Origin of the sequence: Pontibacterium granulatum (genome assembly GCF_029961155.1) — a bacterium.
Lineage (GTDB): Bacteria > Pseudomonadota > Gammaproteobacteria > Pseudomonadales > Balneatricaceae > Pontibacterium > Pontibacterium granulatum.
Map to the genome: position 1 here is coordinate 108,422 of NZ_JASBRH010000006.1, position 22,236 is coordinate 130,657.

The following is a 22,236-nucleotide window of genomic DNA, read 5'->3' on the forward strand; positions in this document are numbered from 1 at the left end:
CGGTATTCGGGCAAAGCTCTGCCCTGCCATCCGCAGACGACATAATTGGTGGTTACAATGCTTCGAGAGAAAAGAACGCCGGGGTGGAGGCCACCCCGGAAGAGTCAGGCGATCAGCCCGGTGTTTGCTTCATGTTTTCCGGTAGGTAGGTGGCCAGTTCCGGGAACATGACCAGGATGCCCACCATGACAACCATCAACAGGAACATCGGGAAGGCGGTTTTGGCGATGTAACCAATCGGTTTCTTGGTCATACCCTGCATGACGAACAGGTTGAAGCCGATTGGCGGTGTGATCTGTGCCATCTCGACCACCACCACGATGAAGATACCGAACCACAACAGGTCGATACCCGCCTGGCGGATCATCGGTTCAACCACTGCCATGGTCAGCACCACCGAGGAGATGCCGTCGAGGAACATGCCCACCACAATGTAGAAACACATCAGGGCGAAAATCAGCGTCAGCGGTGACAGTTCCAGCGAGCCAATGTACTCAGCCACAGTCGCCGGCAGACCGGTGAAGCCCATCGCCAGCGCCAGGAAGGCCGCGCCTGCCAGGATCAGCGCGATCATGCAGGAGGTGCGGGTGGCGCCCATCAGACTCTCGATAAAGGTGTCCTTGGTCAGTGAGCCCTGCAGCGCCGCCAGCGTCAATGCGCCGATCACACCAAAGGCTGCGGATTCAGTCGCTGTTGCTACACCGGTGTAGATGGTGCCGATGACCAGACCGATCAGCAGGATCACCGGGATCAGGAAGCGCGAGTTGTACAGCTTCTCGGTGAAAGTCATGCGGGCCTCTGGGGGGGGCACTTCGTGGCGGCGCACAAAGGACCAGACCGCGATGTATCCCATAAACAGACCGGCCAGCACCAGGCCAGGGAAGACTCCCGCCATGAACAGCTTGGAGATCGACTCGTTGATGGTCACACCGTAGACGATCAGGGTCAGGGACGGCGGAATCATCAGGCCCAGGGTGGATGCCCCTACCAGGGTGCCCAGAGTCATGTAGTCTGGGTAACCACGGCGGCGCAGCTCCGGAATAGACATCTTACCCACGGTGGTCAGGGTTGCCGCGGAGGAACCGGATACGGCGGCAAATACAGTACAGCCCACCACGTTGGTGTGCAGCAGCTGGCCCGGCAAACCCGCCATCCAGGGGGACAGCCCCTTAAACATATCTTCCGACAGACGGGTACGGAACAGAATCTCACCCATCCAGATAAACAGAGGCAGTGCGGTCAGTGTCCAGCTCGCCGAGCCGGACCAGATCGCAGTAAACATCGCGTCGCCGGTCGGACGGCTGGTGAACAGCTCCATACCCACGAACGCAACACCCAGCAGTGCCAGTCCGATCCAGACGCCGCTGCCGAGCAGGAAAAACAGTGTAAACAGGAAAATCCCCGTGAGTGTCAGCTCATCCATCAGAACTCCTCCCCTTCAACGTGATGCTCTTCGGCAAAGGTGTCGTCGTGACCCATCAGGGTACGCACCAGGTGGTCCAGCAGGGCGATGGTGAAGATCACCGAACCGATAGCGATGGCCATCTGTGGAATCCACAGTGGGGTCGCGTCCTGGCCCTGGGATATATCGTGAATCATATGGGAGAGCTGCACGTTACGGATGGAGTAATACGCCAGGTAACCGGCCAGCAGAGTGGCGATGCTCAGGCACCAGATATCCAATGCCCGGCGTACTTTGCCCTTGGCTATGTTCAGGATTAGGCTGACACGGATGTGGGCGTTGCGGTTAAGGGTGTAAGCCAGCGCAAAGAAGGAGGAAGCGGCCATACAGTATCCGGCGTAATCGGTCGAGCCGGGGAACTGAATGCCAGTCCAGCGGCAGACCATCTGGGCGACAATGATGCCCAAGATGGCGAGCAGGAACAGCGCTGCTACCGCACCGGAAGCCAGATACAGGGTATCCAGACCTTTGCGCAGCAATGATGTGCCTGCTGTACGGGTATTTTCCCGGGTCATGGTTTCGGTAGTCATGGTGATTTCGTTCTATTTATATTAGTCGTGCTCGCGCGCTGCGTCCCTGTCAGCACAGGAAAAGGCACGGCTCACCCGAAGCAGCGGGTCGCCGTGCAAGGGAGGTATCCGTTATCCGATCAAGAGTTCGGATAACGGTGAGATGTTACTTGTTGTACGCGTCCAGAATCGCCTGACCACTGTCACCGGCGTGTTTCAGCCACTCGGCCGTCATAGTGTCGCCGATCTGTTTGAAGTCCGCTGCCAGTTTCTCGCCTGCTGGTTGAGCGGTCATACCGTTTTTCTGCAGCTGCTCGATGTACCAGCCAGCCAGCTGCTCGGAGCGTGCCGCACCGGCTTTTTCCGCCATCAGTGCCAGACCCTTCACGATGTTCTGGGTGTTCTCATCCAGGCTGTTCCAAGCCTGCTTGTTTACGAACACGTAGTTGCGTGGCAGCCATACTTTTACGTCGTACCAGTGGGTCAGGTGCTCCCACACCTTGCGGTCGTAACCGGTCGCACCGGAGGAGATGAAGGACTCAGCCACACCAGTTGCCAGCGCCTGGCTCAGCTCGGCGGCTTCAACCTGTACCGGTACCGCACCGGCCAGCTCGGCCATACGTGCAGTGGCGCTGTTGTAGGAGCGGAATTTCACACCCTGCAGATCAGCAGTGCCGTTCAGTTCTTTCTTCGCGTAGAAACCACCCGGAGGCCATGGCACGGAGTACAGCAGCACCAGGTTGTGCTTATCCAGCAGCTTTTCCAGCTCCGGACGGGCGGCTTTCATCAGCGCGTCGGACTCTTCGAAAGAGGTCGCCAGGAAAGGTACGGAGTCGAAGGCGAACAGCGCATCTTCGTTGGCGTGAGCCGACAGGATACGTTCACCGATCTGAGCCTGACCGGTCTGTACCGCACGCTTGATCTCGTTACCCTTGAACAGGGAGCCACCGCCGTGGACCTTGATCTCCAGTTCGCCGCCGGTGGCGATCTTCACCGCTTCCGCAAACGCTTTAGCGTTCTGGGTGTGGAAGTTGGAGTCGGTGTATGCCATCGGCATATCCCACTTCTCGCCCGCCATTGCAAAGGTGCTGGATACGGCCAGCGTTGCCGCGGCGATGTGCTTGATCAGTTTATTCAGTTTCATAGCCATGTTTCGTTTCACCTGTTTGATCTATTTATTGTTCTACCGGGTGTAGGGTTATTCAAGTAGCCATAAGCGATTCAAGTAGCCCTAAAGACATCGACAACGGGATGTCAGATGGCAGCGATGCAGGACATCTCCACCAGCAGGGATGGACGTGCCATACGCGCTTCCACACACGCACGTGCAGGGGCCTGACCCTCTTCAACCCAGGCGTCCCACACTTCGTTCATCTCTGCGAAATCTTTCATGTCGCGGACATAGACGGTAACGGAGAGCAGCTTGCTCTTGTCGCTGCCGATCTCGGCCAGCAGGTTCTCGATCTTGTTCAGCGTAGACGCTGTCTGTTCGCGAATACCTACGTTTTCATCGGCTGGAACCTGACCACAGAGGTAAGCCACGTTGTTATGGATCACGGCGCGGCTCATACGCTGGCCACTGTCATGACGTTCGATAGACATTGAGTGTTCTCTCCATCCAGTTCGCGCGGAACCCGGACCGGTCCCTGCGCATCAATTTCTGTGCTTCTCGACGAGAAATATTATTATTGGCTCTGGGTTATAAGTTCCAATACAATTATTTCAATAATCTATGCAGTAATGTTATGGGTAGGGTGAAATATTATGAATTCCAAACAGTTAGCAGCGTTCCGAGCGGTGATGTTGGCGGGCTCGATGAGTGATGCGTCGCGCATGCTCTATGTATCGCAGCCGGCGGTGTCACGCCTGATCAAGGATCTGGAGGAGTCGCTGGGATTCACTTTGTTTGACCGCCGTAACAGCCGTCTCTATCCGACCCAGGCGGCGCATGCCTTCTACCGGGAGGTGGAGCGGCACTTTATCGGCATGGATAACCTTTCCCAGGCGGCGGACCAGATTCGCATGATGCGCAGCGGGCGTTTGCGCATCGGGGCGATGCCGGCACTGGCGTTCAGCGTGATGCCTACAATTGTCAGTCGCTTTCTGCGCAGCCATGGGGATGTGTCCGCCGTGTTCGCGCCGCACCTGTCGGTTGAACTGGCGAACCGTGTCGGCGCGCAGCAGTTTGATCTGGGGGTTGTGATGTTGCCAGTGGAAAGCAAAGAGATTGCGTATGGACCCTGCTACAAGATCGACTGTGTCTGCATTGCACCCAAAGGTCACCGTTTTGCTGACCAGGAAAAGGTGCATGCGTCCGACCTGCACCGCGAACCGTTTGTGGCGATTGGCCAGCAGAATACGGTGACACGTTTTCTAATCGATTCCGCTCTGCGGGAAAATTTGGCCCGCCCCGATGAGCGTATGGAAACCCTGCTGCTCTCCACGGCGGCCTCGATGGTGAAAGAGGGGTTGGGCGTATCGATCGTGGATGCGTTCACTGCTCATACCTTTGCCGATGACAACCTGATTGTGCGCCCGTTTGAACCGTCAGTGCCGCTCTATTTTGGTTTTATCACCCCGGTAAACCGCCCGGTATCCGGCTTGGCGCAGGAGTTTATCGACAGTTTTGAGGCCTATGCCGCCTACAATTTTCCACTCACCCCGATTGAGCCGGACGAGGTGGGGGTAGTCTGAGCCGGTCGGCTCGGTTACTATCGCCTTCTCTTCTTCGACATCCGACATCTCAATTTCTGTGGCTTCTCCTGAATCCATACTGGAGAAGTAATGTGCGTACTCTATTTTACTCGCAGGATCTGCTGCGGGGATTGTTCTATGGCTTGCTGGCCGCGCTGATCTGGAGCGGCCACAGCACTGCAACCACCCTGGGTCTGCAGGCGGGCCTGACACCCACCGATATTACCGGTCTGCGGGCATTGGTGGCCGGCGCCCTGCTCTGGCACTATCTGCTGAAGCGCTGGCGTCTTGTGCAGCGGCTGGGATTCTGGCGCTGCCTGATGATGGTGTGCTGTGTGGGTGTGCCTTTTGGTCTGATCAACAGCGCCGCCCTGCAGTTTGCACCGGTTTCCCACGCCGGAGTGATTGCGTTGGGGCTGGTACCGCTGTTTGCCATGCTGTTATCCCGTGTGATTTTCCAGCAAGCGCTGAGCAAACAGGCGGTGTTCAGTGTTGCACTGATGCTGGTGGGGCTGGCGCTGTTTGGCTCCGGAGCCTTTTCCCAAGGCGGTGCCAACAGCTGGATCGGTGACCTGCTCCTGCTCACCTGTGCCCTGCTCTGGGCGGTGTTTGGTGTGTTTACCACCCGCTGGCAGGTACCGTCCTTGCTGGCGGTGGCGATTACCAGCGTGGGGTCGTTGCCCTTTGTGTTGTTCTGGTTGTGGCTCTGGCCACCACAATTTTTTGCCATCTCGCTGGGTGAATGGATGTTCCAGGCGTTTTACCAGGGGTTGCTGGTGGCGGGCGTGGCGATCTATGCGGTGAGTCGTGCCGGGGCGGCACTGGGGGCGCAGAAGGCGGCGTTGTTCAGTGCCCTTGCTCCAGGCGGTGCGGCGATTGCCGGATGGCTGGTGTTGCAGCAGCCGGTGAGTCTGTTCCAGTGGATCGGGATCGTGGTCGTGACGCTGGGGATGGTGATGGCGTTGGGTGCCCGCCAGGAGGTTTCGCATTCGGAAACGTCAGGGGGCCTGGAAGATTCGAACGCAGTGGCGAAGTGACCCAGGGAGTCACTTCGCGAGACAGGTGCGTAGCTTAGGCGCCGCGCACCTCTGACGGGATCATGCACACCGGGATCGGTTCCATCTTGTGCTGGTTGGCGCTGTTGAGACGGCGGTAGATCGCCAGCACTTCGGTCTGACGCTCGCTCAGGCCGCTCTCATCCCCTGCGAACTCCATCGCCCACTCCAGCTCTGGGTAAGATGCGCCGATCTGGTCTTCATCGGTGCGGTCATCGCCCCACAAACCGTCGGTTGGCGCCGCCTGCAGGATTGCATCGTTAACACCCAGTGCTGCACCCAGGGTAAACACCTCGGTTTTCACCAGATCGGCGATCGGGCTCAGGTCGACACCGCCGTCACCGTACTTGGTGAAGAAGCCCACGCCAAAGTCCTCAACCTTGTTGCCGGTCCCTACAACCAGCGCATTGTGCAATGCCGCAAAATAATACAGGGTGGTCATGCGGACACGGGCGCGGGTATTCACCAGCGCCATCTGCCCATCCTGGCCCTCTTTCAAGGGCGGCAATGCCTGGCGCAGGGTTTCAAATGTGTCGGTCAGCTCCACCTCAACGCTGCTCACGTTCGGGTAGGTCGCTTCAAGGAAATTAATGTGCTTGCGGGCGCGGGAAACCTGAGATTCACACTGATGAATTGGCATCTCAACACAAACCAGAGGGTAACCGGTGCGTGCTGCCAGGGTGGAGGAAACCGCCGAGTCGATACCACCGGATACACCTACAACAAACCCTTGGCACGGCGAGTTGTCGATGTAGGATTTTAACCACTGGGTGATATGTTCAATGACGGCGTCGGTATTCATTGCAGGTTCCTTATTTTCATAACACAGATGCATTAAAACGGTGCAGCTGCGCGGCTTGTAGCCGATACAGATGGGAGTGCATTACAGACTAACGTGAAAACCGGTTGAGTCAATCATCGGGCACAGATTCCCACTCAGAGCGAGTCGCCTTTCGAAGCTTCCACAGTGGGTCAGCGTTGAGTCTGACGGGCTGCTACGCTTAAAGATAGCGCGTAACCTCATCTCAGAGTGGATATGCTGTTTTTCAAGGATTAACGTATGAGACGTTCGAACACTTACGCCAATGCGGCATTAACCCGCTTCCTCGGTAATTCCCCCGGATGGTACAAACTGACCATCATATTCTTCCTGGTGCTGAATCCCGTCGTCTTACTGCAGTTTGGTCCGATCCTGACCGGCTGGCTGCTGATCGGTGAATTCATCTTTACCCTGGCAATGGCGCTGAAGTGTTATCCACTGCAGCCCGGTGGCTTGTTGGCGATCGAGGCGGTAGTGGCGGGACTGACCCACCCCGACCAGATCTACCAGGAGGTGAGCAACAACTTGCCGGTGATCCTGCTATTGATGTTTATGGTGGCGGCGATTTTTTTTATGAAAGACATGCTGCTGTTTGTGTTTACCAAGCTGCTGATCAAGGTGCGGCAAAAGCTGGTGCTGTCGCTGCTGTTCAGTTTTCTGGGGGCCATGCTGTCGGCGTTTCTGGATGCACTGACGGTGACCGCGGTGCTGATCAGTGCGGCGGTGGGCTTCTACTCGGTGTATCACCGGGTGGCGTCGGGTAAGCATGCTGAAGAGCCTTACGACAACAATAACGACGAGTACTTCCAGGCTGAGCGTCGCCACGACCTGCATCAGTTTCGTGCCTTTCTGCGCACCCTGCTGATGCACGGTGCGGTGGGCACGGCCCTCGGCGGTGTGAGTACGCTGGTGGGTGAGCCGCAGAACCTGCTGATCGGCCAGAAGATGGGCTGGGACTTCGTCGACTTCCTGGTAAATGTGGCGCCGGTATCGGCAACCGCGCTGCTGGTAGGCCTGGCTACGGTGGTGATCGTGGAGCGTTTCCACCTGTTTGGTTACGGCGCCACTATCCCGGACGAGGTGTTTGCGATCCTGCGTAAGTTTGATGAACAGGAGCGTGAAACCCGTACCAAGAGTGATATGTTTGCCCTGATGGTGCAGTTTGCCGGGGCGATCTTCCTTGTGTTTGCGCTGGCACTGCACCTGGCTGAGGTGGGCATTATCGGCCTGACCGTGATTATCTTACTGACGAGCCTAAACGGTGTGACCGATGAAAGTCGGTTGGGACGGGCGTTTCAGGAGGGTTTACCGTTCACCGCCCTGCTGGTGGTGTTCTTCACCATCGTATCGATGATCCACGAACAGCACCTGTTTTCGCCGGTCATCGAGTGGGTACTGAGTAAAGACCTATCGGAGCAACCGGCAATGTTCTTTATCGCCAACGGCTTGTTATCCGCCATCAGTGATAACGTGTTTGTGGCGACGGTGTATATCACCGAGGTGAACGATGCCTTTCAGGCAGGCCGCATCAGTCGGGAGCACTTTGATACCTTGGCTGTTGCAATCAACACCGGCACCAACTTGCCGAGTGTTGCCACGCCCAACGGTCAGGCGGCGTTTCTGTTCCTGCTGACCTCGGCAATTGCCCCGTTGATTCGGCTATCCTACATGCGCATGGTGTATATGGCGCTGCCCTACACCCTGAGCCTCAGCCTCAGTGGTTTGTTTGCGGTGATGTTTTTTCTGTAGGGGGACGCCTGAACGATTGCTGCTGGGCCAGATCAGTGACGCAGCAGCTCGTCGATATCTTCGGGTGGCAAGGGGCGGTTGAACAGAAATCCCTGGCCCTGGTCACAGCCGATCTGTTTCAGGTAGTCGTGTTGGGTGCCGGTTTCGATCCCTTCGGCGATCACGTTCAATCCCAGGTTATGGGCCATCAGTACCATGGTGGAGACCAGTTCCTGATCTTTATTGCGCTCCGGGATGCCGGAGATAAAGCTACGGTCGACTTTCAGCTGATCCAGCGGCAGCTGGCTGAGCATGCTGAGACTGGAATAACCGGTCCCAAAGTCATCCATCGATACGGTGATGCCGCGCTCACGTAGTACATTAAGCGGGTGCACCACCTCGTCCAGGTTCTGAATCGCGCAGCTTTCGGTGATCTCCAGATCCAGTTTGTGAGCAGGTAGACCGGACGACTGCAATGCTTGTTCTACATCCAGTGTCAGGTTGCGGCGGGTAAACTGCTGAGGTGAAACGTTCACTGATACGTGCAGGTCGTCGAAGCCGGCATCGTGCCAAGCCTTACACTGACGGCAGGCTTCCTGCAGTGCCCAGGCGCCGATCTTACCGATCAGGCCCAGCTCTTCCGCAGCCGGAATAAACTGGTCGGGTGGGATGACACCCTGCTCACGGTCATTCCAGCGCAGCAGAGCCTCCACTCCCACAATCCGGTTTGTACCCAGCTCCAGCTTGGGCTGGTAGTGCAGGAACAGCTCGTTGTTATTCAGAGCGGTGTGCAGGCGGCTCTCCAGGCTCAGGCGCTGCATGGAGCTACGGTTCATATCGGCGGAGTACAACTGGAAACTGTTACGACCGTTGCTTTTAGCGCGGTACATCGCCGTGTCAGCATGCTTGAGCAGGGTATCGCGGTCGGTGCCATCTTCGGGATAAGTACTGCAGCCGATACTGGCGGTGATATGCAACTCGTGCCCGGCCACATCGATGCTCTGCTTCAGGGCGCTGAAGATGCGCTGCACCACGCGAAGGATGGTATCGGTGTGCTCCATCTCGGTCATCAGGATGATCATCTCGTCGCCGCCGATGCGGGCGACAGTGTCCCCTTCGCGGACACAGTGGCGCAGGCGGTCGGCAATCTCGCACAGCACCTGGTCGCCTACGGAGTGGCCCAGGGTGTCGTTGATCCGCTTGAACAGGTCCAGGTCGACAAACATCAGCCCCAGGCCATGCTTCATGCGCTTGGCGGTGGCCATGGCGACTTCCAGGCGATCAAACAGCAACTGTCGGTTGGGCAGTTTGGTGAGCGGATCGTAATACGCCAGGTTTTCGATGATCGCTTCGGACTTTTTGCGCTCGGTGATGTCGCTGAAGATCGCCGCATACAGACGGCGTTTGTTGCGAGCATCGTGTACCACGGTGATGGTCAGCCATTCCGGGTAGACTTCGCCGTTTTTGCGGCGGTTCCAGATCTCACCCTGCCAGGTCCCTTTTTTCTTCAACGAGCACCACAGGTTCTGGTAGAAATCGGGTCCCTGCTTGCCGGAGCTGAGCAGGCTGGGTTTTTGCCCCAGCGCTTCGCTTTCGGAGTAACCGGTCAGGATGGTGAACGCCGGGTTGACCGACAGGATGGTACCGCTTTCGTCGGTCACCATGATGCCGTCCATGGAGGCGTCGATCAGCGCCTTGGCCATGTTGAGGCTACTTTCGCTCTGCTCCAGGTCGGCGATGCGGTTGTCGAGCGCCTCACGCAGGCGGTTGACGTAGGCCTGTTCGATATTGGCCAGCACGTCGGCAAAGGAGATCACGCCACAGATCGACTGATCTTCCCGGGTGACGCAGAGGTGGCGGATGTGGCGCCGTTCCATCAACGCGCGGGCCGAGAGCAGGCTCATGGTTTCGGACACGCTGATCAGCGGTTTGCTCATCACGTCTGCAAGGGGACGGTCAATCTGGTCCAGGGCAATCAGGCGAACCACGTCACGTTCGGTCAGCATCCCCTCCGGCTGGCCATCCCGCGTGACCAGAATGCAGTCGCTGCGGCGGTAGCGCATCTCGGCGATGGCATCAGGCAGTGATGCGGAAAACTCAATCGTGGTTGGCGGCAGGGGAGGCACGATGGCGCTGACTTCACTCATGCGCAGGAAGTAAGCCACGTCCTGATTGATCACTACATCGCTCTGGGTGATGATGCCAGCCAGCTTTTTGTCGCTGTTAACTACGACCAAGTGGCGCAGGCCGTTGCGGCGGAAATGGCAGGTGGCTTCGTCCAGTGAGGCGTTGATGCTGATGGTGCTGACCGGCGCGCTCATCAGGTGACGCACTTCAATCTCAGAGTGCTCAACGCAGGTGTAATCGATCTTCAGAGCGTCGGCTTCGGTCCAGATACCGATCGGACAGTCATCTTCAACGATCACAATCGAGCTGCAGTGACGCTCGAACATCAGTCCGGTGGCCTGTTGCAGGGTATAATCCGGCGGGCAGGTGACAACGTTGCGTTGCACGATTGAGCGCACATCACGTTTAATTGTACCGGAAAGATCCTGGCCTATCTGGCTATCCATGCTTTCTCCAATGATACCGGCATCCTCGTGCGGTCGGCGTGTTTGAGTCTGCAGCCTCGATGAGATTTTTCAAATCTCCCGATTATACGGTGCAGCGCAATTCATTCTAGAGAAAATTGTGTTTTTTTGTTTGAAAGTTGGCATAGGTCAATTGTTAAAGACGCTGATTAACTGGCTAAGAGGCTGCTTGTATCTGGTTTTGATCTGTTTGAATTTTTTATTGGATTTGGACGCGGTGACCGCGCGCAAGTGCGGCGTTGACCGTTGTGGTCGTCGGCTGGTTGAGGGGACAATCCGTTTGCGGTGGACTGCAGGTACCATAAGTAACTTGCAGCGACGCCGGTGTGGGTGTCACCTGTCGGGGACGCTCTTTATGAAATGGACGTGCGGAATATTCGACTAAACTTTAGCAATTGCCGGTTGCCTGCATCCCAGAATACCTACAGCAACAATGCTTAAGCGGCTTTCCCGATAATAAGAACAACAGGTAGACGACGTGACCACAAAACTTATCGACGATATGAGCCTTTATCGGTCCTGGCACCTGGCCCAGACCGAGCACGACGCCATCACCACCGAATTTGAATGGGTGGTGCTGCGTTTCAACCAGGCCTTCGAACGCTTCTGTCTGCAATTGGGCAGCACCGTGGGTCTGGGCAACCTCTCCTATCAGGAGCTGATTATCCTCAATGTGATCCGTATGCAGGATCGCCCCAAGCCGGTGACGATCATCGCCCGGCTGCTCAACCGCGATGACATCCCCAACATCCAGTACAGCCTGCGTAAACTGGCAGGTCTTGAGCTGATCGTGAAACAGAAAGAGCTGCAGGGGAAAAACTACACCTACTCCATGACCGATATTGGGCGCCGCAAATTGGATGTATATGCCGAGTTGCGTGGCAAACTGCTGACCGATCAGACCAGCAGTATCGACAGTGTGGATGAAAAGCTGCAGCAGACCGCTCGCCTGATCAGCATGCTGACCGGTATCTACGACGAAGCTGGCCGGATATCAGCGACCTACTCGAGTACCTTTGACGAAGAGTAACGCAGGGATGGGTGGGGAGTGTCCCTCTCCCCCTGTCTGTATGTGTTATACGGCTGGTTTTTAATTCAACACCCACTGGATGTCGGTAATAAGTAGATAGGTATAGCCCGCTTCCGATTCGGTGCGGTAGGCGCCCTTGGCATTAAGGACCAGGGCTGCGACACAGGTCATTTCCCAGCCGTCTATTTCGTCGCCCACCCACTGATCTTCTGTCAGGGCGGCGAAGTTGCGCTCCTCTCCGTAGACTTTCACCCAGGTCATCTTGTCCTTAACCGAGGCACCAACCGACGGGTTGGCCCAGGACCAGAGCCAGGTGTTGGAGAGTGTAGAAACGGAGCCGACAAACTGTATCTTTGCCCTGACCGCGGGCACCCCGTTATTCGAGAACGTAAGCACACCGGTCGCTTGATCCCACTCGAAGCGCTGGTGCTCTTTCAACTTATAATCACGCATCAACTCGTCTTGCCGCTCGGTCAGAAAATGGCAGGCGTCCGACACCGTTGTGCACCACTCCTCTTTCGCAATTACATCTGTCATAGCACTACTCCAGACGCTTGTGATTAAGGGTTATACGCCTTTAAGCATAGTCGTTCCGCGCAGATCGCAACAATTTGTAAATATTTTGGCGTGTGGAGTTTGATTGCCGCGTGTATCAATCGAGCTGTTCAGCCAGGAAATCGACCAGCATCCGCACCTTGGGTGAGAGGTGGCGGTTGTGTGGGTACAGCGCCCAGATCCCCTCGTCGGCGGGCTGGTGGTTGGTGAGTACCTCGACCAGCGTGCCGGCGTCGATATGCTCCTTTACGTAGTAGTCGGGCAACTGGGCGATACCCAGCCCCTTCAGGGCGGCATCGGTAAGGGACTGGCCGCTGTTGAAGTGGATATTGCCGCTGACCTTCACGTTACGCTCCTGCCCGCCCTCCTGAAAGCGCCAGTACTCCAGCGTACCGCGCAGGCAGTTGTGCTGCTCCAGCTCGGATAACAGGTGCGGTTCGCCGTTGGCGGCAAGATAAGCGGGTGAGGCGCAGACGTATTGGCGGCGCGCAGCCAGCCGCTTGGCCATCAGGCTGGAGTCCTCCAGCTTGCCGAGACGGATCGCCAGGTCATAACCGTTGTCGATCAGGTCCACGCGCTGGTTGGTGAAGTGGCAGTCCAGCTCCAGATCGGGATAAAGACGGATAAAGTCGTTGAGTAGCGGCGCAATCCTGTTCTCGCCATAGGTGGTGGGGGCAGTGATCTTCAACTTGCCGCGCGGCGTACGCTGCATATTGGTCAGGGTGCGCTCTGCCTCCTCCAGCCCGTCCAGCACCTGACGGCAGTGCTGGTAGTACACCTGTCCTGCTTCGGTGGCCGTTACCTTGCGGGTGGTACGGTAGAACAGTTTGGTAGCCAGGCGGCTTTCCAGCGCGCTGATCTGACGACTGACTTGGGCGACGGAGATCCCCAGGCGCTTGGCAGCGGTTGTGAAGCTGCCAGTTTCGGCAACGGCGACAAACTCCGTCACCCCTTCCCAGCTGTACATTATTACCATCTCGTAAAAGTTATTTGCTTAAAGCTTAGATTATCGCTTATTTAGAAAGAACTACACTGTTACTGTTCTGTATAACCGGCATTCAACAATAACAGGAGCTGCCGTCATGAGTGACAAGATGATTAAATCCCGCGCCGCCGTTGCCTGGGGTCCGAACCAGCCATTGAGCATCGAAGAAGTGGATGTTATGCCGCCGCAGAAAGGCGAAGTTCTGGTACGAATCGTGGCGACCGGTGTCTGTCACACGGACGCGTTCACCCTGTCCGGTGAAGACCCGGAAGGTATCTTCCCGGCGATCCTGGGCCACGAAGGTGGTGGTATTGTTGAAGCCGTTGGCGAAGGCGTGACCAGCGTTCAGGTCGGCGACCACGTCATCCCGCTGTACACCCCGGAATGTGGTGAATGTAAGTTCTGTAAATCCGGCAAAACCAACCTGTGTCAGAAGATCCGTGAGACCCAGGGTAAAGGTCTGATGCCAGACGGCACTACCCGCTTCTATAAAGACGGCAAGCCGATCTACCACTACATGGGGTGCTCTACGTTCTCCGAGTACACCGTGCTGCCGGAAATCTCCCTGGCGAAAGTTAACAAAGAAGCGCCTCTGGAAGAGGTCTGCCTGCTGGGTTGTGGTGTGACTACCGGTATGGGCGCCGTTAAGAACACCGCTAAAGTTGAGGAAGGCTCAACTGTAGCGATCTTCGGTCTGGGCGGTATCGGTCTGGCTGCCGTGATCGGTGCTGCGATGGCGAAAGCTAGCCGCATCATCGCCATCGACATCAACGAGAGCAAGTTTGATCTGGCGAAACAGCTGGGTGCGACCGACTGCATCAACCCGAACGATTACGACAAGCCAATCCAGGAAGTGATCGTCGAACTGACCGACGGTGGTGTGGACTACAGCTTCGAGTGTATCGGTAATGTGAACGTGATGCGTGCAGCGCTGGAGTGCTGTCACAAAGGCTGGGGTGAGTCCGTAATCATCGGTGTAGCCGGTGCCGGTCAGGAGATCTCCACCCGTCCGTTCCAGCTGGTAACCGGTCGTGTATGGCGCGGCACCGCCTTCGGTGGCGTTAAAGGCCGTTCCGAACTGCCGGGCATCGTGGATCAGTACATGAACGGAGAGTTCAAGCTGGATGACTTCATCACCCATACCATGGGTCTGGATCAGATCAACGAAGCCTTCGACCTGATGCACGAAGGTAAGAGTATCCGCAGCGTTGTCCACTTCGACAAGTAACCCGTTTGTCGCCGCTTCGTTTAAGACGAGGCGGCCAAGGAGTAGAACATGACAGTGGAAAACCTGAGCCAGAACCGCAGCTTTGGGGGGTGGCATAAGCAGTACAAGCACCAGTCCAGCAGCCTGGGCTGCGAGATGCGCTTTGCCATCTTCCTGCCGCCTCAGACTGCGCACGGCGAGAAGGTACCGGTCCTGTACTGGCTGTCGGGCCTGACCTGTACTGACGAAAACTTCATGCAGAAAGCCGGCGCCCAGCGGGTCGCGGCTGAGCTGGGTATCGCCATCGTTGCGCCAGACACCAGTCCACGGGGTGATGATGTGGCCGATGAGGCGGAGCGTTACGACCTGGGTAAAGGCGCCGGTTTCTACCTGAACGCTACTCAGGCGCCGTGGGCGCAGCACTACCGCATGTACGACTATGTGGTGAACGAGTTGCCTGCACTGGTTGAAGAGCTGTTCCCGGTAACGGATCAGCGTGCGATCTCCGGTCACTCCATGGGTGGTCACGGTGCCCTGACCATTGCGATGAAAAATCCTGAGCGTTACCGCTCAGTATCGGCATTCAGCCCGATCTGTAATCCGATCAGCTGTCAGTGGGGACAGGATGCCTTCCGTGCCTACCTGGGGGACGATCCGGCGGCGTGGCAGCAGTACGACTCCAGTGTGCTGATGCAGCAGGCCAGCAGCGAACAGTTCCTGCCCGCATTGGTGGACCAGGGAGAGGCGGACGATTTCCTGGAGAGTCAGCTGCGTCCGGAAACCCTGGAAGCGGCGGCACAGGCCAGCGGTTACCCGCTGGAGCTGAACCGTCATGAGGGCTACGACCACAGCTATTACTTTATCGCCAGCTTTATCGAAGACCACCTGCGTTTCCATGGGAAGCACTTGGGGGTGTGAGGTTTAATTGGCATTGAGGTGTTTGAAAAGGCGGAATTGCTGAGAGGTGATTCCGCCTTTTTTGTATCTAGATTATGCGGTTAGCCGGTTTATATAGTGATACACATACCCCTACTGTCGCCCTGCTGGGCGAGGCAAGGGAGGGTATTGGCCCTCCCTTACCAATCCCAGCCAACCCCGCTACTTGCCGGGCAAAGCCCGGTTCCCTGTGCGTTCCACAAATAAAACGAAGCAAATAAACTCGGCCTTCGGCCTCAAACAGAATTTGCTTTTAATCGTTTCATTTATGAAATGCTCGGCGGCGTAGAGGGGAATACGGCCCGTGCCATCCGATAGATAGTTCGCAGGATTAAGCTTCAGATTGGCACGGATAATCCTCCCTTCAGTGCAGCCGAGCATTGCAGGTTTTCCGGGATTCAAGGCGAGGACTGTTTGAGGCGCGCAGCGACGAGTTCCGCAGCCTCCCGGGAAAGCGAAACGCGCAGGGAAGTTGGCGTAGCCAACCAAACTGTAGGGCTGACGGGGATTGATAAGGGGAGTTCAGAGACTCCCCTTATCTCGCCCAATCTGGGCGAAAAGAGACAAAGCAAAGCCTCAAATCACAGGCTTCTCCGCAGGCAGCGGCACACTCAAATACGTGGAAAACTCCTCAACAAAATCTACTGCAATACACGCATGTACCTTGCCCTGCTTGTCCTCAAACACCGCCCGTTCCGCAATCGGGAACAACGGTTGGTGCCAGATATTCGGGTGGATCTTGATACCGAAGGTGCCGTCGCAGTAAAACGCCACAAAATCTTCCGGCTGTACGTCGTCACCCGGTCGCGCCAGCAGCGCCACAAACGGTTTACCGTCTTTCGGGCAGAAGATCTGTGAGCCGTCCGGGTGATAGTTGGCTTCACGTACGAAGATACGGGAGTGGTCAACGTTTTTGCTGTCGAAGGAGGCGGTCATCGGGTCGGTGAACCAACCGGTGACATAGTGGCCGTCGACTGCGTGGTTGCGGGCTACGGCCATGTCGCCTTCCCAGGTGAAGACAAACTCGCCCTGGGTGATACCGCCTTCGTTGCCGGTGCCCGGTACTACATCGCGCCAGCCCTGCTTTGGCCAAGTGACGATATCCACCACCGCATCTTCAAAAGAGCTTTCGATCTTGCCGTAACCGGCCTCTTCGAAGGTTTCCGGTGTAGCGATCACGAGTGGTACTTCGTGTACTTTGATGTTGTCTGCGTGCAGGGATACCGGGCCTTCCATCGGGATGGTGGAGCCGGGTTCCGGCATCGTTGGGTTAGCGGATTCAGGTGCAAGGCTCATGTGAGATACCTCGTTGATGATGGCTAAAATCAAATTCCATTTCTGGTATATACCAGTTATTTGTTACAAAAAATGCCAGCTTTGCTAATGAGGCGCCGCTGGCTGTAAGAACGCGTCTTTTGCTTCTCGGTTTCTCTGGGAACTTTGTTTTCTCAATCGGTTGTAACCGGAGTAGCGACCGACGGAGTCATGCCGATGCTTTTACATTGGCGCTCCAATGCTAGCTCGACAAAGTCCTTGATGCCGGGCAGGTTGCTGCGGGTTTTCAGCCACACCACATGTTCAGTGACCTGCTCGGTGGCTTCCTCTACCGGAATGGCGCGGAAGCGGTTGTCCTGGCGAATGTCACTGGCCAGCGCAAAACCGATACCCAGGCCGTGCACCACCGCTTCGCAGATATCCTGGCGGGTCTCCATGATCACATGTGAGGTTGGGTGTAGGTTGTGGCGGGCAAAGGTGCGGTTGGCCAGTTGTTGGGTGAACGCCTGCTCGCGGTAGAAGATGAGTGGCTCGTCCTTCAGCTGGTGGATGCTGAGGGAGCTTTCATCGGCCAGTGGGTGATCGGGATGCACCACCGCTGTCAGGTTGTGTACATGGAACGCCAGACGGGAGATATTGGTTTCGTTGTCGTGCATCGGGAACAGACCGATATCCACTTCGCGGTTGAGTACCTTCGCTTTGCACTCATCGGTGGTGGCGGTGCTGATCTTCAGCGTTGCGCCGGGGAAGCGGCGGTTAAACTCGGCGATCAGCGGCATAAAGATCAGCGGTGACGCAGTGGCTACACGCACGGTGTGCATGCCGGACTCCAGCCCCGGATGCATCAGGGCGTCGATGGAGTTGTCCAAGTCGTCGTATTGACGGGTGATGCGGTGCAGCTTCATGCCCAGTTCGGTGGCACGTACGCCTTTGTTGACGCGTTCCAGCAACGGATGGTCAAAACGGGCTTCGAGTTTGCGAATCTGGGCCGTAATCGCCGGTTGGCTGACCCCAAGCGCATCCGCTGCGCGAGTGTAGTTGCCGGTTTGCAGTGTTGCGTTGAAGGCGCGGATTTCGGTCAGGGTCAGGTCCATCAGAGTGTCTCCATTACGGGTTTTGCCGCGACTTGGGCGCCGGTGCGCAGGCGGGTTTTGTCTGGTGCTTCCAACAACGGAATGGAGGCGATCAGTTTCTGGGTATAGGCCTGCTTTGGCTCAAGGAAGATCTCGCGTACGGTACCCTCCTCCACAAACTCGCCGTGCTTCATCACACAGACGCGGTCGCACAGGTTGGCGATCACACTCAGGTCGTGGGAGATGAACAGGATGGTGAGCCCCAGTTCCTCTTTCAACTCTTTCAGCAGTTTCAGGATCTCTGCCTGGATCGATACGTCCAGTGCCGCCACCGATTCGTCGGCAACAATAAATTTCGGGTTGCATACCAGGGCGCGGGCGATGCTGATACGCTGGCGCTGACCGCCCGAGAAAGCATGTGGGAAGCGGCGCAGGTGTTCCACTTCGATGTGGCAGCGTTTGGCCACTTCGATCACACGTGCGTCTGTCTCTTCACGGGTTTTGGTGATTTTCATCGCTTCCAGCGGTTCGGCGATGATGTCACGCACGGTCATGCGAGGGTTGAGGGAGCTGTACGGATCCTGGAAGACCAGCTGTGCGGTCTGAGCCAGACGCTTGCGCTTGATCTTCATACCCGCACCGAACTTCACCTCTTTTTGGGTGTGGAAGTACTCCACCTGGCCGGAGCTGATCGGCGCGGCACCCAGCATCGCTTTACCCAGGGTGGTTTTGCCGGAACCACTCTCCCCTACCAGGCCGATGATCTGGCCTTCCGGCAAATCCAGACTGATGTTCTTCACAGCGGTGAAATACTCGGTCTTGCGGCCGTTGCCCGCCAGTGGATAGGTGATGGAGAGGTCTTTAACCGACAGCAGCGGTTCCGGGGTATGTTTTGGCGCTTCCGGCAGGTCTTCCAGGTGTGGCAGGGCGTCCAGCAGGCGTTGGGTGTAGGTGTGTTCCGGACGGAACAACACGCGCTCGGCGGTGCCCGCTTCGACCACTTCGCCTTTTTTCATCACGGTGACGTTGTCGGCGATCTTGGAGACCACACCCAGGTCGTGGGTGATAAAGATCATCGCCATACCCATCTGTTCGCGCAGTTCCAGCATCAGGTCCAGTACCTGGGCCTGGATGGTTACGTCCAGGGCGGTGGTCGGTTCATCGGCGATCAGCAGTTTGGGTTCAGTGGACAGGGCCATTGCGATCATGGCGCGCTGGCGCATACCGCCGGACAACTCGAATACGTACTGGTCGAAACGTTTCTCCGGATCCACGATGCCAACCCGCTCAAACAGCTCGATACCGCGACGGCGTGCCTGTTCCTTGCTGTACCCCAGGTGGATCTGCATGGTCTGGATCATCTGGTCGCTGATACGCAGGGCCGGGGCGAAGCTGGCCATCGGCTCCTGAAAGATCATGGAGACTGCGTCTCCACGCACCAAACGCAGGTCGCGGCCACGCAGCTTGAGGACATTCAGGTCCCGGTTTTCATGCTGCAGACTGATCTGGCTTGGGTGCTGAATCACTGCATTGCCCGGCGTCAGACGCATGATGGTCTTGGCAGTAACGGACTTACCTGATCCACTCTCCCCTACCAGACCCATCACTTCGCCAGGACGTACGGTCAGGTTGACGTTGTTCACTGCCCGGACCAGCCCTTCATCGGTATTAAAGTCGATGGTCAGATCGCGGATCTCAAGCAGTTTGTCGTTCATGCTTTGATTGATCATCATCTTATTTCTTCTCCGAGTAAGGATCCGCTGCGTCACGCAGGGCATCGCCAACAAATACACAGGCCATAATCAGGAATACAAACACCGCCACCGGGAAGAACTGCCAGATCATGTTCTGCTGAATATCCGGGTCCTGTGCTTTCTGCAGCAGTACCCCCAGGCTGTTGACCGGTTCGGTCAGGCCGAGCCCTAAAAAGCTGAGGCTGGTTTCCGCCAAGATCACGTAGGGGAAGTTGATCAGGGTGTCGACGATGATGTAGCTGGTAAAACTTGGGATCAGGTGGCGCCAGATGATACGACCGGTGCCGGAGCCACACAGCTGTGCGGCGAGCACATAATCCTGATTACGTTCGGTCAGGATGTGGGTGCGTAGACGACGGCCCAACGCGGCGAAGTCCAGTGCACCGATCACTACTGCGATGGCGAAGTAACGCTGGATCGGTGACAGGTCCATCTGCGACAGTGCGACGGCACAGGCCAGATAGATGGGGATGGCCGGGATGACACGTACCGCTTCGGTGACACTCATCAGGATCGCATCCACGCGGCCGCCGAAATAACCACTCACACCGCCCACCAGCAGCGAGGTGAGCAGTTTTACGATTAGCGCGACGATGGCGATGCTGATGGTCACCCAGATGGCGTGCAGGGTACGGGAGAACACATCCTTGCCGTCTTCGTCCGTCCCCATCAGGTGAATCTGTCCCTGCTCTACGCCGAACAGGTGGCGGTCCCAGCGGATATCCAGATCGAGGCCTCCTACACTCAGGTCGATCAGGCTGTACTCCCAGCCTTTGACGAAGAACTGGATGTAACGGCGCTGCTCTTTATCGACCTTGAACTTGTTCTGGCTGGAGGCTTTCAGTGCGCCACCGGAGGTCAGTGCATCCAGCGCGTTCAGGTTACCGCCCGCCAGGGCACTCAGATCCAGTTTCGGCTTTTCCTTGGTGTAGGTATAGGTAAACGGGCGCAGGGAGAAACCGTTGTCATCCCAGAAGTACAACGCCTGCGGGGCTCCGCGGCGATAATCTGCATCGGCCCCGCGGATGGTTGGGTCTACCGGTGAGAAGAACGGTGCAAAGAAACCCATCAGCACCAGCGTGCCCAGAATCCAGGCCGCCACCACGCCAGAGGTCTTGCGCTTGAAGCGCGCCTTGATCAGTGCGAACTGACCCGCGGTGTAGTAGGAGTCGTCGTTTTGTGGCTTCGATTTACGCCCGAAGCGAGCTAACAGTGCATTCATCATCAGTTCCCCAATACACTCTTACGGACGCGTGGATCGATCGCGGCCAGGACCACATCAGTGAAGAAGTTCATGCTGATAACCACCAGTGCAACCAGGAACAGGATGCCAGCTGCCAGCTCCTGGTCGTTGGTCATCGCCAGGGCTTCAATCAGCAGGGCAGCGGCGTCGGTCAGACCGATGACAATCGCTACGATCGGCAGGTCGTTGAAGACACGTTGAAAGTCGAAACCTACGGAGTTGAACAGTGGGCTGATGGAGTGACGTACCGGGTAACCGGCCCACAGTGCCACGCCGTCCACGCCACGGGCGCGAGCGGCGTCGACATAGAGTTTGTTGGACTCGTCCACCACCAGGGCACGTACGGTCTGCAGCTGCAGCGCGGTGGCCGACCAGCCTATGACAAAGATCGGCAGCCAGATGTGGCCCAGAAAGTCGTCCAGTTTGCCCCAGGAGAAGCCGTCCGCACCGAACCACGGTACGTTGCGCCACTCATCGGAGTACAAACCGGTTGGCATGGACTCACCGGCAAAGACGTAGAGCAGGATGATGGTCAGCGCCAGCAGGAAGTTTGGCAGGGCCAGGCCCAGGTAGCTGACGATACGCAGCACCAGGTCGAGCACCTTCTGGCAGCTCAGGCCGATGCTGTTGATGATGCGCTCGGTTTTGCTGTGCTGTGGGTTCTTGTCGGTCCAGGTCTTGTTGATGGTGAACGCAGACAGGATGCCAAACGGTACGGCGATCAGGTAGGAGAACACCAGACCGGCCATGCAGAACATGAAGCTCATCCAGAAGCGGTCACCCAGCGCCAGGTTTACGGACTGACGTTTCGCACAGCTGAAGCCCAGGTCGCCGCGCAGGGTGAGATCGGTTACCCAGCGCGCCCAGCGCACGGCCAGGGGCTGATCCAGACCCATGCGGGCACGTTCGGCGTCGATATCCGCTTGCGTGATGGTTTCACCCTGGGTGTTTTTGTATGCGATGTATTTCTCGGCACAGTCGCCCGGCAAGACTTCCATCAGGGAGAACACAATGCCGCTGACGATCAGCAGGGTCATCAACGCGAGCAGATAGCGGTTAAAAACGTAGTTGAAATACTGGCTGTCGCGGCCGCTCCACCAGAGTAAGCTGCCGATACTGAGGAGAACCCACAGCAGCCAGCTATCGGCAAAAAAGTTAGAGATAGATTCAGCGATCACAATAAAAGTCCTTAACTTACTAAGCGAATATCTCTGGGCAGATATTGGCTTAGTAAGCTGTTACACGTTGGGTTGAATCAGGTGTTTTTGAAACGAATAAAAGGGAGAGGCAACGCCTCCCCCTTTCTTTTTACGGCATCA

General features: G+C 56.9%; 19 protein-coding genes. 6 read left to right on the forward strand and 13 right to left on the reverse strand.

Translation table 11 applies throughout. The features are described 5' to 3' along the window. Positions 1-112: 112 nt before the first annotated feature. The 4 genes from QKW35_RS07655 to QKW35_RS07670 all read right to left on the reverse strand — a co-directional run bounded on the left by QKW35_RS07655 (position 113) and on the right by QKW35_RS07670 (position 3,573). Positions 113-1,423 carry a TRAP transporter large permease gene (locus QKW35_RS07655; RefSeq protein WP_282352031.1) on the reverse strand — a complete coding sequence of 437 codons (1,311 nt, stop codon included), beginning with the start codon at positions 1,421-1,423 and terminating at the stop codon, positions 113-115. Continuing rightward, complete coding sequence (locus QKW35_RS07660) at positions 1,423-1,992, reverse strand: TRAP transporter small permease (protein ID WP_282352032.1); 570 nt, start codon at positions 1,990-1,992, stop codon at positions 1,423-1,425. The genes QKW35_RS07655 and QKW35_RS07660 overlap by 1 nt, the downstream gene beginning before the upstream one ends. Positions 1,993-2,137: 145 nt before the next feature. Continuing rightward, complete coding sequence (locus QKW35_RS07665; protein WP_282352035.1) at positions 2,138-3,121, reverse strand: TRAP transporter substrate-binding protein; 984 nt, start codon at positions 3,119-3,121, stop codon at positions 2,138-2,140. Between the two features lie 104 nt (positions 3,122-3,225). Then, positions 3,226-3,573 carry a RidA family protein gene (locus QKW35_RS07670; RefSeq protein ID WP_282352038.1) on the reverse strand — a complete coding sequence of 116 codons (348 nt, stop codon included), beginning with the start codon at positions 3,571-3,573 and terminating at the stop codon, positions 3,226-3,228. Positions 3,574-3,735: 162 nt separating this feature from the next. Here QKW35_RS07670 and QKW35_RS07675 point away from each other — a divergent pair, with 162 nt between their 5' ends. Continuing rightward, positions 3,736-4,665, forward strand: a complete 930-nt coding sequence (locus tag QKW35_RS07675) for a LysR substrate-binding domain-containing protein (protein WP_282352040.1) — start codon at positions 3,736-3,738, stop codon at positions 4,663-4,665. 92 nt (positions 4,666-4,757) lie between these two features. Beyond that, positions 4,758-5,702, forward strand: a complete 945-nt coding sequence (locus QKW35_RS07680; RefSeq protein ID WP_282352042.1) for a DMT family transporter — start codon at positions 4,758-4,760, stop codon at positions 5,700-5,702. A 34-nt stretch (positions 5,703-5,736) separates the two neighbouring features. Here QKW35_RS07680 and nadE read toward each other — a convergent pair whose 3' ends face one another. Further along, entirely contained in the window at positions 5,737-6,522 is a 786-nt protein-coding gene (gene nadE, locus QKW35_RS07685; protein ID WP_282352044.1) for an NAD(+) synthase, read from the reverse strand. A 258-nt stretch (positions 6,523-6,780) separates the two neighbouring features. Here nadE and nhaB point away from each other — a divergent pair, with 258 nt between their 5' ends. Further along, positions 6,781-8,289 carry a sodium/proton antiporter NhaB gene (gene nhaB / locus QKW35_RS07690; protein ID WP_282352046.1) on the forward strand — a complete coding sequence of 503 codons (1,509 nt, stop codon included), beginning with the start codon at positions 6,781-6,783 and terminating at the stop codon, positions 8,287-8,289. 32 nt (positions 8,290-8,321) lie between these two features. Here the strand turns inward: nhaB and QKW35_RS07695 are convergent, their stop codons facing one another. After that, positions 8,322-10,841, reverse strand: a complete 2,520-nt coding sequence (locus QKW35_RS07695) for an EAL domain-containing protein (protein ID WP_282352047.1) — start codon at positions 10,839-10,841, stop codon at positions 8,322-8,324. A gap of 496 nt (positions 10,842-11,337) precedes the next feature. Here QKW35_RS07695 and QKW35_RS07700 point away from each other — a divergent pair, with 496 nt between their 5' ends. Further along, on the forward strand, positions 11,338-11,889 hold the full coding sequence (locus QKW35_RS07700) for a winged helix DNA-binding protein (protein ID WP_282352048.1): 552 nt from the start codon (positions 11,338-11,340) through the stop codon (positions 11,887-11,889). Between the two features lie 60 nt (positions 11,890-11,949). Here the strand turns inward: QKW35_RS07700 and QKW35_RS07705 are convergent, their stop codons facing one another. Both QKW35_RS07705 and QKW35_RS07710 read right to left on the reverse strand, forming a co-directional pair. Further along, positions 11,950-12,426, reverse strand: a complete 477-nt coding sequence (locus QKW35_RS07705; protein ID WP_282352049.1) for a DUF6882 domain-containing protein — start codon at positions 12,424-12,426, stop codon at positions 11,950-11,952. A 115-nt stretch (positions 12,427-12,541) separates the two neighbouring features. Then, positions 12,542-13,411, reverse strand: coding sequence for a LysR substrate-binding domain-containing protein (locus QKW35_RS07710; protein WP_282352050.1), 870 nt, complete (start codon positions 13,409-13,411; stop codon positions 12,542-12,544). A 115-nt stretch (positions 13,412-13,526) separates the two neighbouring features. Here QKW35_RS07710 and QKW35_RS07715 point away from each other — a divergent pair, with 115 nt between their 5' ends. Further along, the gene (locus QKW35_RS07715) at positions 13,527-14,657 is read left to right on the forward strand and encodes an S-(hydroxymethyl)glutathione dehydrogenase/class III alcohol dehydrogenase (protein ID WP_345774485.1); all 1,131 of its coding nucleotides are present in this window, start codon (positions 13,527-13,529) and stop codon (positions 14,655-14,657) included. A 48-nt stretch (positions 14,658-14,705) separates the two neighbouring features. Then, complete coding sequence (gene fghA / locus QKW35_RS07720; protein ID WP_282352051.1) at positions 14,706-15,554, forward strand: S-formylglutathione hydrolase; 849 nt, start codon at positions 14,706-14,708, stop codon at positions 15,552-15,554. Positions 15,555-16,148: 594 nt separating this feature from the next. Here the strand turns inward: fghA and QKW35_RS07725 are convergent. The 5 genes from QKW35_RS07725 to QKW35_RS07745 form a co-directional block, all read right to left on the reverse strand. Next, entirely contained in the window at positions 16,149-16,868 is a 720-nt protein-coding gene (locus QKW35_RS07725; RefSeq protein ID WP_282352052.1) for an ureidoglycolate lyase, read from the reverse strand. Positions 16,869-17,020: 152 nt separating this feature from the next. Beyond that, positions 17,021-17,941: a LysR family transcriptional regulator gene (locus QKW35_RS07730; protein WP_282352053.1), complete on the reverse strand. Its 921-nt coding sequence runs from the start codon at positions 17,939-17,941 to the stop codon at positions 17,021-17,023. Next, a complete protein-coding gene (locus QKW35_RS07735) occupies positions 17,941-19,653 on the reverse strand; it encodes a dipeptide ABC transporter ATP-binding protein (protein ID WP_282352054.1) in 1,713 nt (570 codons plus the stop codon). Before QKW35_RS07735 ends, QKW35_RS07730 begins: the two co-directional genes overlap by 1 nt. Before the next feature lies 1 nt (position 19,654). Beyond that, positions 19,655-20,896 carry an ABC transporter permease gene (locus QKW35_RS07740; protein WP_282352055.1) on the reverse strand — a complete coding sequence of 414 codons (1,242 nt, stop codon included), beginning with the start codon at positions 20,894-20,896 and terminating at the stop codon, positions 19,655-19,657. Positions 20,897-20,898: 2 nt separating this feature from the next. Beyond that, positions 20,899-22,095 (reverse strand): ABC transporter permease, encoded by a 1,197-nt coding sequence (locus QKW35_RS07745; RefSeq protein ID WP_282352057.1) that lies wholly within the window; start codon positions 22,093-22,095, stop codon positions 20,899-20,901. Positions 22,096-22,236 lie beyond the last annotated feature (141 nt).

What these genes read in the sequence shown, in the direction of transcription:
- QKW35_RS07655 (WP_282352031.1), bottom strand. Translation starts at nt 1,423, where the DNA reads ATGGATGAGCTGACACTCACGGGGATTTTCCTGTTTACACTGTTTTTC.
- QKW35_RS07660 (WP_282352032.1), bottom strand. Translation starts at nt 1,992, where the DNA reads ATGACTACCGAAACCATGACCCGGGAAAATACCCGTACAGCAGGCACA.
- QKW35_RS07665 (WP_282352035.1), bottom strand. Translation starts at nt 3,121, where the DNA reads ATGGCTATGAAACTGAATAAACTGATCAAGCACATCGCCGCGGCAACG.
- QKW35_RS07670 (WP_282352038.1), bottom strand. Translation starts at nt 3,573, where the DNA reads ATGTCTATCGAACGTCATGACAGTGGCCAGCGTATGAGCCGCGCCGTG.
- QKW35_RS07675 (WP_282352040.1), top strand. Translation starts at nt 3,736, where the DNA reads ATGAATTCCAAACAGTTAGCAGCGTTCCGAGCGGTGATGTTGGCGGGC.
- nadE (WP_282352044.1), bottom strand. Translation starts at nt 6,522, where the DNA reads ATGAATACCGACGCCGTCATTGAACATATCACCCAGTGGTTAAAATCC.
- nhaB (WP_282352046.1), top strand. Translation starts at nt 6,781, where the DNA reads ATGAGACGTTCGAACACTTACGCCAATGCGGCATTAACCCGCTTCCTC.
- QKW35_RS07695 (WP_282352047.1), bottom strand. Translation starts at nt 10,841, where the DNA reads ATGGATAGCCAGATAGGCCAGGATCTTTCCGGTACAATTAAACGTGAT.
- QKW35_RS07705 (WP_282352049.1), bottom strand. Translation starts at nt 12,426, where the DNA reads ATGACAGATGTAATTGCGAAAGAGGAGTGGTGCACAACGGTGTCGGAC.
- QKW35_RS07710 (WP_282352050.1), bottom strand. Translation starts at nt 13,411, where the DNA reads ATGTACAGCTGGGAAGGGGTGACGGAGTTTGTCGCCGTTGCCGAAACT.
- QKW35_RS07715 (WP_345774485.1), top strand. Translation starts at nt 13,527, where the DNA reads ATGAGTGACAAGATGATTAAATCCCGCGCCGCCGTTGCCTGGGGTCCG.
- fghA (WP_282352051.1), top strand. Translation starts at nt 14,706, where the DNA reads ATGACAGTGGAAAACCTGAGCCAGAACCGCAGCTTTGGGGGGTGGCAT.
- QKW35_RS07725 (WP_282352052.1), bottom strand. Translation starts at nt 16,868, where the DNA reads ATGAGCCTTGCACCTGAATCCGCTAACCCAACGATGCCGGAACCCGGC.
- QKW35_RS07730 (WP_282352053.1), bottom strand. Translation starts at nt 17,941, where the DNA reads ATGGACCTGACCCTGACCGAAATCCGCGCCTTCAACGCAACACTGCAA.
- QKW35_RS07735 (WP_282352054.1), bottom strand. Translation starts at nt 19,653, where the DNA reads ATGATGATCAATCAAAGCATGAACGACAAACTGCTTGAGATCCGCGAT.
- QKW35_RS07740 (WP_282352055.1), bottom strand. Translation starts at nt 20,896, where the DNA reads ATGAATGCACTGTTAGCTCGCTTCGGGCGTAAATCGAAGCCACAAAAC.